The organism is Paenibacillus sp. GbtcB18 (assembly GCF_019091125.1).
Classification (GTDB): Bacteria; Bacillota; Bacilli; order Paenibacillales; family NBRC-103111; genus Paenibacillus_F; species Paenibacillus_F chitinolyticus.
The window spans coordinates 472,020-484,326 of the sequence record NZ_JAGXJX010000003.1 but is presented as its reverse complement, the minus strand read 5'-3'; the positions used below and the strand labels follow the sequence as shown (position 1 = coordinate 484,326).

Below are 12,307 nucleotides of genomic sequence, written 5' to 3'. Positions count from 1 at the left end.
TAACATTGTACTATAGTCAGCTTTCCGAAATGCTTGCTACTATTTATAGCAGAGATTCATCGTACACACAAAATAATTTTTTGGGGCGGGAGAGAGCGATGGGAGTGAACACGGTGCAGCAGGTCGATGCCGGCAAAGCCCGGCGCACAGACGCAAAAAAAGGCTACAAGCAGCCCTGGATCCTTCACTTTATGGTTCTGCCGGCGGCTGTTCTCGTATTGATATTTTCGTATATCCCCATGTCGGGGATTGTTATGGCTTTCCAGGACTATAAACCCGCGCTGGGAATTTCCGGCTCTCCCTGGGTCGGTTTGAAGCATTTCCGGTATATGTGGGAAAACGATTATTTTTTAAAAATCACGTGGAACACGTTGTTCTTCGCCTGTTCGAAAATGGTCATGAATCTGATCATTCCGTTTTTCTTTGCTTTGCTGCTGAACGAAGTGCGGAAAATGGCGCTGAAAAGAACGATTCAAACGCTCGTTTATTTGCCGCACTTTCTGTCCTGGGTGACGCTTTCGGGCATTTTGATCGATATGCTTGCCCAAACGGGACTTATCAACCAGCTTCTTGTTTCCGTGTTCGGCATCAAGCCGATATTCTTCCTGGGAGACGGAAACTGGTTCCGGTTCACGATCATTTTCAGTGACGTCTGGAAGGAATTCGGCTTTAATACGATCATCTTCCTGGCGGCGCTCTCCGGTATTAACCCCTCGCTGTATGAAGCGGCAGAGGTAGACGGAGCCGGACGCTGGAAGCAGACGTGCTACATTACGATTCCCGCGCTCATCCCGATTACGATCGTGATTGCCACTCTGGCGCTCGGCAACGTGCTCAACGCGAACTTTGACCAGGTGTTCAACCTGTACAGCCCGCTCATTTACCAGCAGGGCGATATTATCGACACGTTCGTGTACAGGGAAGGTCTTCTCAGCGGGCAGTTCAGCTTTGCCACGGCCGTCAGCCTGTTCAAATCGTTCATCAGTCTGATCCTGATCGCAATCTCGTACAGACTGGCTTACCGGTTTGCGGGGTACCGAATTTTCTAGAAGGGAAGAGAGCGCATGTATCATAAAACACTGCCTTACCGGATATTCAGCCTGTTCAACAATGTGTTTTTAACGGTTCTGGCCATTCTTTGCCTGCTTCCTCTGTATCATCTGCTGACGGTGTCCCTCAGTGCTTCGGCGCCGGCAAATGCGGGACTGGTTACCTTCTGGCCGATCGGTTTTACATTCGAAGCCTACGCCAAAACGTTCGATAACGCGAATTTCCTGTCGTCGTTGTGGGTGTCCGTGCAGAGAACCGTGCTCGGAACGGCGCTCGCTCTGGTCGTGAACACCATTGCCGCCTACGCCCTGTCCAAAGAAAGTCACGTTTTCCGTGCCCGCAACCTGTATCTTTGGTAATTTTTCGTGACGATGCTGTTCAGCGGGGGACTGATTCCAAGCTATATTCTGATCCTGAAGCTCGGACTCATGAACACGTTGATGGCCCTTATTCTTCCCGGGCTGGTGGGTGTCTTTAACATTATTCTGCTTATGAACTTCTTCCGCACGGTGCCCAAAGACCTGGAGGAAGCGGCCTTTATCGACGGGGCGGGGCAGTTTCGCACATTCCTGAGCGTCTACTTGCCGGTCTCCCTGCCTGTGGTGGCTACCGTCTCCTTGTTTATGATGGTCGGGCATTGGAATTCGTATTTCGACGGGATTATCTATATCCGGGATTCGGAGAAGCTCCCGCTTGCCACGTTTATGCAGACGATCATCGTGCAGGCGGACATGTCGAAGCTGGACCCGGCAGCCGTTGCCAGCCTGTCTCAGCGTACGATCCGGGCGTCGCAAATTTTTATCAGCGCCCTGCCGATCCTGCTCGTGTATCCTTTCTTGCAGCGCTATTTCGTAACCGGCATCGTGGTGGGTGCGGTGAAAGAATAGGCCGGTTAACCGGCAGAAACAGACTCATCTATAGAAAAAAAAGAAAAAACCATGTGGAGTTTTATCGTGATAAAAACCGTGCGCCGCACGGTTTTTTTGTTTGGGGCGTAAGTTTGATCGAACGGTTATGCAACTTTTAACAGGAGATAACCGTGTTTTTACCGAAGGAGGAGAACATGAATGAATCGTCGAGTCTAGAAGACATTTACCGCAAATATTTCAAAGATCTATACGCCTATCTGTTTTCCTTATGTAAAGATCATCATTTGACGGAAGATATTCTTCAGGAAACCTTTTATAGAGCGTATGTGAACTTAGAGGATTACAGCGGAACAAGGATCAAACCGTGGCTTTTTACGGTAGCCAAAAACACGTATATCGACTATTTGCGCAAGCACAAACGGATCGATTTAAAACAGGATGAATTTTTTGCCCAAGTACCTGTTAAGGGGTCTACCGAACAAACTTTGTTAGAGAAAGAAGGGAAAGCGGAAATCGTGCGTGCGATTTCCTCGCTTCCGGATAAGTACCGGGATGCTGTGCGGCTGTGTGATCTGGAGGAAATGTCCTGCCAGGCGGCGGCCGATGTGTTGAACCTGAAGCTTTCAACGTTAAAAAGTCTGCTTTTCCGGGGGAGACAGAAACTGCGGCAAATGAAAGGAAAGGAGCGTGAGCCCGGTCATGAACCACGAGAATCCGTTTAGAGAACGTCTGAAAGCGTTCAGAGAAGGAACGTTGTCCGAAGCGGACGAGCGTGAAATGGAAGAAGAACTCGATAAATTGGATGCTTACAACGCGCTGCTGGATGAGGAGACGGGAAGAAGCGTTCCCGGAAAACAAAGCGAGGAGATGATTATCGGCAGGAGCAAGTGGAGGGCCAGATGGACGTCCACCCTGATTACACTTGTCGTCCTGCTGCTGATTTTGCCCTTATCCTATATGGGAACACTCGTTTATTATGCGCTGCACCCGTCCTTGAATGCGAACAAATTGATTGAGGTTCTGGACAAAACGGTCTATGTCACCAAACCGAATATGACCTTGGAAGAGCGGAAAATCGAAACGCAAGTGCATCCGTTGTCGCTCACGGTCGATATGGAGCTGTGGAAAAAAGTCGGGAACCGGGACATCCGTGCGGGAGAGCAGTCGGCTTCCTTTATACTCGGAAGACCGAACGGTTTTCCGAAGGTGGAGTATTTCACGGATGCTCCGCTGCCGGAGATTCCGACGGAAGAGAACCGGCTGCTCGTTCATCCCGGGATACCGAGCTTGCCCTATTTGACGGGCACGGAATGGCGGCGGCTTGAAAAGCTGCCGGAAGGAACGGTTGCCGAAGCCTACGTGTCGCTGAACCGCGTAATCGGCACGGAAGAAGCACTCAAAGCGCTTCAAAGCGGCTCCGTCGAAGTCGTCTGGTACGCGGTAGACACCGGCTTCGAGCAGCGGGGCGTGGACAGCGGGGGGCGCGTGATCGGACCGATCGGCTATCCGGCGCAGGAGGACCGGGACGCGTGGTCACCTTTTAACGATACGAAAGAAAATGCGGAGCAGTTTATGGACACTCTCGTTTTTCTGAAAAACTATGAAAAGATGGCGGCGTTATTCTCCGGGAGCCAATCGCTGGAATTGGATAAGAGAATCCCGTATTTGAAAGAGAACGGAATCAAAACGTACGGAGCTGTCGTGACAGGACCTGTCAAGGATTTGGCTGCCCTGCGTAATAACGCCCTGGTCCGGGGAATTAAAGTCGGGGAGGTCCGGTTATGGAACTGACTTCATGGTTTGCCACCATCACTAAGAAAAGGCCCGGGAACGGAAAAAGCGGCAGACCGGGCAGCCCTTTTCTCAAAGAATCGTGGACGGGGTATATGTCCTGCAGCCTGGCAGTGGTTCAACTGGCCGTTATTAATCTCACGCTGCTGTTTAATGTGTGGACGCTGGACGTTCTTGAAGTTCTTTTTGCCGCCAGCACGTTAAGCGCGCTAACCGGTCTTTTCCTGCGAAACCGGAGTAAAAAGCTGTGTCTTTGGGCTCTCGCGATCCAACTGGTTTATGTCCTTTTCCTGGCGGTGGTATTCGTGACGGGCTGGATGATTAATCCGAAGCCTTGATCGGCAAGGGAACGGGGACGAGCAGGGAAACCTGAAACAGGAAACTCGAGCCGCAAAACCCGAAACCCGAAACCCGAAACCCGAAACCCGAAACCCGGGATAAGGCGCCCCATTGAACGATCAGCGAAAGCCGCAGCGGAAAAGCCTCCATATCGGGGGCTTTTTTTGCTTGAAGTGCGGAGGCGTTCATTATCCGGTTTGGAAGGCGGTTCGCCGCCCTAAGTAAACGATTGTATATCAATGTAAGAAGTTATCTCTTTTTAACAGGGAAGGCGGACTTTTAGTATTAACAGTGGAAGGGTCTATTGGTTCAATCATACATCGGAAGGAGGGAAATGAAGAACCGGAAAGTAACCGAAAGCAACAACAGGAGCCGGGCCCGGCCTATGTCTCTTACGCAGAACCGGAAAATCGATCACAAGTCCTTCACAAAGAAATGAGGATGAGTAAATGAAGACCTATCAAGGAACGAAAGCGAAGCTTTCCTTCATGCTGACATTTGTACTTGTGTTCTCAATCGTTTTAAGTGCGGGCCAGCCGGCCGTATATGCCGGTCCAAATCCAACCGGATTAGGAGGGGACGTGCAAACGGTAAATGCACCGCTAGAACCGCTAGACCCTCCTGTTCCGGAAGAAACGTACGGCGGACCGGCTGAACGGCCGGCTCCGGGTGTGAGTCCCGGCCCCCTGTTTCTGACAACGCCGGCCGGCGACAACGAAAATTTTGCCCTGAAGAAACCCGTTAAAGTTTCGGGCAATGAAGTGGATTACGGCTTGTATCCCGAGATGGCCGTGGACGGGGATATGGGAACCCGGTGGTCGTCCGCCAAAACGGATGATCAGTGGTTCGAGGTGGATCTCGGCGGGAAAAAAGAGATCGGCCAAGTGGTGATCCATTGGCAGACGCCCGCCAAATCGTACCGGGTGCTCACTTCCGTATACGGCGACGTATGGGAGAACATTCGTGAGAATGACGAACTGATCCAATGCGAAGGCGGCAAAGAAGTGCTGAATTTCCCTTCGCGTGAAGCGAGATACGTTAAGTTCCAAGGCGTGGAGCGTGCGCCGGCGAGCGACGGCATCTTGTACGGGTATTCTTTTTACGAATTCGAGGTGTATAAAGAGGACCCGATCGCCAAAATCATCGGCGGCATTCAAAAGCTCGACCCGGTCGTGAAGGGACAGACCTCGCTAAATCTCCCTGCCATGCCGCCCGGTTATAAAATATCCGTGTACGGAAGCGACGCTCTGCCGGTCATCGACAAAGAAGGAACCGTTCATCCGCCGTTGTCGGACCGAACCGTTCAGCTCCTTCTGCAGGTGGAAAGCGAATCCGATCCTTCGCGGAAAGGAATAACCGGCAACATCGGCGTGCACGTACCCGGGTTGTATACACAAACACCGGATCGCAATCCCGAGCCGAAGGTCATTCCATCGCTGCGCGAATGGGCCGGGGGAACGGGCCGCTTTGCCCTGTCGGCCTCCTCCAGAATCGTAATCAGCGATCCGGCCTTGCGGCAAACGGCAGAAACCGTCCGGGCCGACTTGAAAGAGATGACCGGCCTGAATCCGAAGATCGTTCAAGGCAAAGCGTCTGCCGGAGACCTATTCATGGTGCTAGACCCGGCTATGAAGCATCTGGGTGCCGGAGGTTATCTGCTGGACGTGAAGGAGTCCGTTACGATTACAGCTCCCGAAACGAAAGGCGTCTTCTGGGCAACCCGATCGGTTCTGCAGATTCTGAAAGGAGACCCGGAGCGCCGCCATCTTCCGGTCGGAACGGCGCGCGACTACCCCAAGTACGAGACGAGAGGGCTGATGATCGATGTCGCCCGGAAGTTTTATACGATTGATTTTTTACGGGATTACGTGAAATTGCTTGCTTGGTACAAGATGACGGACCTGCAGATTCATCTGAACGATGACGTCGGAGTTCCGTTTAAGAACGGGCAGCGGGCCGCCTTCCGACTGGAAAGCGAGCGTTATCCCGGCCTGGCGAGCTCGGACGGTCATTACACGAAGGAAGAGTTCCGCGAGCTGCAGCGTCTTGGAAGCGATTACAGGATTAATGTCATCCCTGAAATCGATACGCCGGGCCATTCGCGTATTTTCACGACGTACGATCCTTCACTCGGGACGGACCACACTCTTGACATTTCGAAGCCCGCAACCGTGGATTTTGTCAAAAGTCTTTTCGACGAATATATCGACGGCTACAACAACGGGGAACCGACGTTTCTCGGACCGGATGTTCATATCGGGACGGACGAATACGGAGGGCCTTCTAAAGAGGTTTTCCGCGGCTACATGGATACGCTGATCAAGCACATCAACAGCAAAGGCAAGCATCCGTATTTGTGGGGCGGCCTCAATGAATATGCGGGGGCGACTCCCATCAGCAGCGAGGCCACCATGGACATTTGGTATGAGCCGTACGGAGGGCCGAAGCAAGCGATGGATTTGGGTTATGACATCGTTAATTCCGATACCAACTATATGTATCTTGTTCCGCGGCTGTACCGGGATTATTTGAATACTCCGTTTCTTTACCGGCAGTGGGAACCTGTAAAATGGCCGGGCATTACGCTGCCATACGGGCTTCCGCGGCTTAAAGGCGGCATGTTCGCCATCTGGAACGATATTTCGTACGAAACCGGAGTTTCAATGGACGATTCTCACGTCCGGATGCTGCCCGCGATGCAGGTTCTTTCGGAGAAAATGTGGCAGGGAGCGCGGGAAGGCAGCGATTACGACGCGTTTATGGCGACGGCGGCCGGAATCGGCGAAGCGCCGGGCGTGAACCGCCTGCACCGGGTCAACACAGATCGGTCTGACGGCTTGGTGATCCGGTATCCGTTCGACGGGAATGCGGAAGACACTTCCGGAAACAAGCTTCACGGAAAAGGCGAGAATATCGCTTTTACTGAAGGAAAATACGGCAAGGCGGCCCAATTCCGAGGCGGAAAAAGCTACGTCGAGACTCCGATTGATACGATGGGCTTCGGCTGGACGGTTTCCATGTGGATCAAGCCCGAACGGGATAATCCGGACGATGCCGTACTGATGGAGTCGCCTATAGGGAAAATCAAGCTGAAACAAGGAAAAACGGGCAAATTGGGCTTTTCCAAAGAGGATTATGACAGCGTATTCAACTATAAGGTTCCGGCTGACAAATGGACGCATCTATACTTGACGGGGGATGCGATGGGTGTGTCTCTTTATGTGAACGGCAATGAATACGCGGAAAAACTCGGTCTGCCGGTCAGACGCATTCAGACGCTGATGCTGCCGGTTCAGAAAATCGGAAGCGAAACGAACTCCTTCAGAGGCGCGATCGACAATGTGCACATTTATAACGAGTTTCTTCCTTTACTGGACGTCAACAATCTGGCTCTTCACCAAAAAGCGGAGTCTTCTCCTCTCGAAGCTCCCGAGCATACGCCGGGCAATTCGATCGACGGCAATTTGTTCACCCGGTGGTCCAGCGCGTACGATGACGCTTCCTGGATGATCGTCGATCTCGGCAAGTCTCAAACGATCAACAAAATCCAAATCGGATGGGAGACGGCGGCGGAGAAGTTCAAGCTTCTCGTATCCGAAGACAAGCAGACATGGACCAATGTCAAAGGGGGCGACGCGATCCTGTCTTCCGCCGGTAAACTGGACACGATCGACTTTCAGCCCGTAAAGGCCAGGTACGTTAAATTTCAGGGAGTCGAAAGAAAACCGGTAGACGGCACCAAATACGGGTACTCAATCTACGAGTTCGAAGTATACGGCGACGACAAAATGGTACCGTACCAGGAATTGATCGCCGAATCCGCGAAACTGCTGTCCACCGGAAAAGGCAGTCCGGATATTCGCCGGCAGGTGGAGAATTTACTGCTGGAGTATCCGGTCCGCTTCGAAACGGTCATAGACACGCTCCGCGATTTAAACGTCCGCCTGAAAGAGTCCATCGATCATCCGGGATCGGACCCTGGATCGGGGAGTCCGGATGACGGAGACAGCGGGACGGGGACAGGCGGCGGCTCAAGCGGCGCAGGCGGTGCGCAGCCTGACGGCGAGAACGGCCTGCTGACGCTGAAGCCGGGCGAAGGGGGAACGGCCCGTCTTGGAAGCGAGATCGGAATCGATATCCCTGCCGGCGTTTCGAAGGAAACCGTCACGTTCGGCATCCGGAAAATCATGGAACCTTCCGGTCTTATTGGAGGTGGATGGGAGAGAGTCAGCCCTGTCTTTGAAGTGACGCGCAGCTCCGGCACGAGCCTGGTAAAGCCGATTAAATTAACACTGGCTTACGAAGCGGGGAAGGCAGGCACGGGCCGTCAAGCCGCCGTCTTTACCTATGATCCCGTCCGGAAAGAGTGGACCCGGCTCGGAGGCGCAGCCGCGGACGGCAAAATCAGCGTGGAGGCGTCCGACACGGGAATATTCGCTGTTTTTGCCGTGAAGGAGGACGGCGCGAATCCGCCTCCGCTTTTCCGGGACACCGCCGGACACTGGGCGGAGGAAGCCCTCTCCCGGGCCGCCGCGGAGGGGATTGCCGACGGGTACCCCGACGGCACGTTCCGGCCGGACGCCCGGGTGACGCGGGCCGAGTTCACGGTGCTGCTGGCAAGAGCGCTGCACCTTGAAGGCACCGCGGCCCTGCCCGGCTTTGCGGACGCGGCCGACATCGGCGCCTGGGCCGGACCGGCGGCGGCTCAAGCCGTCGAAGCCGGGATCATCGACGGCTACGAGGACGGCACATTCCGGCCCGGGGCGGACATCACCCGCGCGGAGATGGCGGTCATGGCCGCCCGTGCGCTGAAGCTGCCGGCGGCGCAGACGGCGCAGACCGGTTTTGCCGACGACGGCGATATTCCGGCCTGGGCCCGCGGGTATGTCGGCGCGGCGGCCGGGCTGGGACTTGTCGCGGGTCCAGGCGGCGGCATGTTCGCGCCGGGTGATCCGGCTACGCGCGCGGAAGCCGTAACTCTGCTGCTCCGGGCCGCCGGCCGGAAATGAACGGCAGGCACAGCAGGCACAGCAAGAAGGCCGGTTACCCCGCCCGCTTGCACTTGCCGGTTCCTTTGAAAATAGGACGGGAGGTGGTATACTTTTTAGAAAAATCAAGCGGGGGTACATCGTATGTCAGCAGCAGCTATTGATAAAATCGCGTGGATCTATGTGGAGAACGGCCGCATTCTTAGCGCGCGCTCCAAAGGGAAAGATACGTATTACATTCCCGGAGGCAAACGGGACCCCGGTGAAACCGACACGGATACGCTTGTGCGTGAAGTGGAGGAAGAGGTTTCCGTCCGTATCAAACCCGAAACCGTGTCGCATTTCGGGACGTTCGAAGCCCAAGCTCACGGAAAAGAAGAAGGAGTTCTCGTACGGATGGCTTGTTACCAAGCGGATTTCGAAGGCGATCTGAGTCCGGCATCCGAAATCGAGGAACTGGTCTGGCTAGCTTACGGCGACCGGGAACATGTCTCACCTGTCAGCCGGCTCATTTTCGACCGGCTGCATGAATTAAAGCTTTTGCTGTAGCCTGTAGATTAGGTAAAGTCGGTAGGAAGCATCGAAACAAAAGAAATGTTAAGCCGGGAGTACCGGCTGTATTTGAGACTGATTTGGTTGACCACCGTGATGTGACGCCGAGCACCGCGCGTTGAGAGCTTCGCGGCGTTGCGGAAAGATCCATAAATGGGACCCATTAGTGTTTACGTTTGAGACTGAATTTAAAACCAGCAGCCGCAAATTTTTGCCGCTGCTGGTTTTTTCATTTCCGGATAACGTTCAACGATTTCTTAGATGGTCATTTGAATCGGGAGACATGGCGCAGGCAAATACGTTTCACTGGCAATTATCTTCACGTGAATAATAGGTTTATTGACCAAATGTCAAAATTAAAGTAAATGGAAAAATAGCCATAGTTAGCTATATTTCTACGAATCCAATTGCTGTAATATTTAAACTGTCTTTCCTAATTATACTTGAAGTCCGGAAGGAGTGAGCCTCTTACACTTGTTTTTTAAAGCGCGATTAAGCCCGGAAGGAGTGAATTTGTGAAAAGTAAGTACGCTTTCTTGCTCTCGTTGCAATCGCTTGAGTATGAAATCAATCAATTGAATGCGTTCTCAAGAGAAGATCCGGAATGCTTCGAGCTTCTAAAGTCCAAGCTGGACGATCTGTGCCGGTTTATGGTGAATGACGAAAATGAAAAGCGTTGGCATGAATGGGGAACCCATGATGAAGTAAGACAATACAGCGAGAAGCTGCGGGAGACATCGGTCAAGGCACTGTGCGACATGGAGAAATATCAATCGCGGCTGTTGATCAACAAAGAATTGGAAGCTACTTCTTACATCGAGCAGCTGTCTCATGCCGTTCAGGAGGAGCTTGATTTATTCGGGATCGGATCGGCATCCAGAGTGCTTTTTATCGGTTCGGGCGCTTATCCGTTGTCGGCTTTAACGATAGCGAAGGAATCGAGAGCCAAGGTGCTGTGCCTGGATATTGATGAGGAAGCCGTCAAACTCGGTTTCCAGGTTGCATCGGCTTCCGGACTGCAGGCTCTAGTGGATTTTGCGGGAGGCCGATTATCGGACCATCCGTTTATCCGGGAGGCTACCCATGTCTTTGTCGCTTCTCTTGTTGCGAATAAGCTGGAGATCGTTGAAGAGGTGAAGCGTACGGCGAGGCCGGACACCAAAATTATTGTTCGTTACGGCAACGGGTTGAAGTCGCTTTTTAATTATCCTCTGCATGAGGATTTGTCTTATGAGTGGAATCTGACGCCCGTTGTTAGAACCAATAGCCTGTACGACACGGTTTTGATGGAATCCAAACTCTTAACCCAAGAAAGGACGATTGCCTTTGACTAGTCCTGAGCAGGTTGTTCCGCCGCTCGGAAACACATTGATCGTGGGAGCGGGGCCGGCGGGCGTTCATATCGCTGTCGATGTGGGTCGTGGATGGTGCGCCCGGTTGGGCCTGGCGAATCGCAAGGGAGCGCATTCTACCCGTATCCTGAATGAGCTCAGCGTGCAAGGCTATACCCTCTCTTCTGTCGTAGAGATTCAATCCAAGCGTCATCTCACAGGTGAGGTCCGGCTGGACGATTACTACGACGGCTTCGATGAAATTGACGATAGGTGGCAAACTGTGATTCTATGTACGCCGTCCGACAGCTATTCGGATGTCATCGGCGCGTTAAGGCTGGAGAACCTTTCTCAGGTGAAGCGCATTGTGCTTCTCTCGCCGGGAATCGGTTCGAATCTGCTTGTGCAAAGTCTGGTGAGATCCGTTGGCTCCGATATCGAGATCATTTCCCTATCCACCTATTACGGCGCTTCCAGGTTCGCGTTTGAAGCAGGCCAGTCCACGGTGCTGAGATCGATCGTACGCGGGCTCAAGCGCAAAGTTACAGCCGGCAGCAGTAAGCCGGACAGTCGGACGATAGGCGATATAAAGCGGTTTATTGAGTCGCTCGGCATTCAATTCGAAAGCGTTTCCCATCCTGCCGCTGCCGAAAGTCGCAGTATTACGACTTATGTTCATCCGGCCTTTTTCATCAATGAATTTTCGATGAGTGAGATATTTAGCCGTACCCCCTCCAGAAAATACATGTACAAACTGTACCCGGAAGGGCCCATTACCCCGCAGGCGATCAAGTCCATGTTACTTCTGTGGAAGGAAATAGGGGAGCTTGTTACCCGCCTGCACGCTGAACCGATCAATCTGCTTAAGTTCCTCAACGATGACAACTATCCTGTTCATGAGACCACCCTTTCCCGGGAAGATATCGAAGGTTTTACCCAAGCGGATCCCGTAAAGCAAGAGTATCTCTTATATATCCGATATGCTTCCATTCTGATCGACCCGTTTGCTGAACCCGATGAACAGGGCAAATATCCGGATTTCTCCGCTTTTCCGTATAAACAAATTTCGAAAGACTCCGAAGGTAAATGGATCCTTCCCAGAGTGCCGTACGAGGATTATAAGAAAATAAAGCTGGTGGAACGTTTAGGGAAAAAGTTAAATCTCTCTATGCCGCAAACGTCCGCCTTCATCGCCCAGTTTGAGAGCAAGCTGTCTTCTTTTGTGGAAGAAGAGGGGATGGAGCACTTCCGGCCCGATCTTTTCACGGATACGACAGAGAGTGAGGCAGACCTTATTCTAAGCGGGCTAGAGCTTTCCTGGGCTGCACATGCGACAAGGCGTGCCGATCTTGAAATTAAAGTGGAATAGAATGCTTTACAAAACAGA

8 protein-coding genes and 1 pseudogene are annotated in these 12,307 nt (G+C 52.8%); all 9 read left to right on the top strand.

The annotated features are described in order from the left end of the window. The first annotated feature begins 98 nt into the window (after positions 1-98). The gene (locus KVT34_RS12470; RefSeq protein ID WP_217558960.1) at positions 99-1,049 is read left to right on the top strand and encodes an ABC transporter permease; all 951 of its coding nucleotides are present in this window, start codon (positions 99-101) and stop codon (positions 1,047-1,049) included. Positions 1,050-1,064: 15 nt separating this feature from the next. Next, positions 1,065-1,937: pseudogene (locus KVT34_RS12465) on the top strand (carbohydrate ABC transporter permease). A gap of 176 nt (positions 1,938-2,113) precedes the next feature. Beyond that, on the top strand, positions 2,114-2,641 hold the full coding sequence (locus KVT34_RS12460) for a sigma-70 family RNA polymerase sigma factor (protein ID WP_217558959.1): 528 nt from the start codon (positions 2,114-2,116) through the stop codon (positions 2,639-2,641). Further along, positions 2,619-3,710, top strand: a complete 1,092-nt coding sequence (locus KVT34_RS12455) for an anti-sigma factor (RefSeq protein WP_217558958.1) — start codon at positions 2,619-2,621, stop codon at positions 3,708-3,710. The genes KVT34_RS12460 and KVT34_RS12455 overlap by 23 nt, the downstream gene beginning before the upstream one ends. Then, a complete protein-coding gene (locus KVT34_RS12450) occupies positions 3,701-4,048 on the top strand; it encodes a hypothetical protein (RefSeq protein ID WP_217558957.1) in 348 nt (115 codons plus the stop codon). The genes KVT34_RS12455 and KVT34_RS12450 overlap by 10 nt, the downstream gene beginning before the upstream one ends. A gap of 450 nt (positions 4,049-4,498) precedes the next feature. Next, positions 4,499-9,058, top strand: a complete 4,560-nt coding sequence (locus KVT34_RS12445) for an S-layer homology domain-containing protein (protein WP_217558956.1) — start codon at positions 4,499-4,501, stop codon at positions 9,056-9,058. Positions 9,059-9,181: 123 nt separating this feature from the next. Beyond that, a complete protein-coding gene (locus KVT34_RS12440) occupies positions 9,182-9,586 on the top strand; it encodes an NUDIX hydrolase (RefSeq protein ID WP_217558955.1) in 405 nt (134 codons plus the stop codon). A 518-nt stretch (positions 9,587-10,104) separates the two neighbouring features. Then, entirely contained in the window at positions 10,105-10,923 is an 819-nt protein-coding gene (locus KVT34_RS12435) for a nicotianamine synthase family protein (protein ID WP_217558954.1), read from the top strand. Beyond that, positions 10,916-12,289 (top strand): opine metallophore biosynthesis dehydrogenase, encoded by a 1,374-nt coding sequence (locus KVT34_RS12430; RefSeq protein ID WP_254634793.1) that lies wholly within the window; start codon positions 10,916-10,918, stop codon positions 12,287-12,289. The genes KVT34_RS12435 and KVT34_RS12430 overlap by 8 nt, the downstream gene beginning before the upstream one ends. The last annotated feature ends 18 nt before the right edge of the window (positions 12,290-12,307 follow it).

Coding starts and splice junctions, on each gene's coding strand:
- KVT34_RS12470 (WP_217558960.1), top strand. CDS start 99: ATGGGAGTGAACACGGTGCAGCAGGTCGATGCCGGCAAAGCCCGGCGC.
- KVT34_RS12460 (WP_217558959.1), top strand. CDS start 2,114: ATGAATGAATCGTCGAGTCTAGAAGACATTTACCGCAAATATTTCAAA.
- KVT34_RS12455 (WP_217558958.1), top strand. CDS start 2,619: ATGAACCACGAGAATCCGTTTAGAGAACGTCTGAAAGCGTTCAGAGAA.
- KVT34_RS12450 (WP_217558957.1), top strand. CDS start 3,701: ATGGAACTGACTTCATGGTTTGCCACCATCACTAAGAAAAGGCCCGGG.
- KVT34_RS12445 (WP_217558956.1), top strand. CDS start 4,499: ATGAAGACCTATCAAGGAACGAAAGCGAAGCTTTCCTTCATGCTGACA.
- KVT34_RS12440 (WP_217558955.1), top strand. CDS start 9,182: ATGTCAGCAGCAGCTATTGATAAAATCGCGTGGATCTATGTGGAGAAC.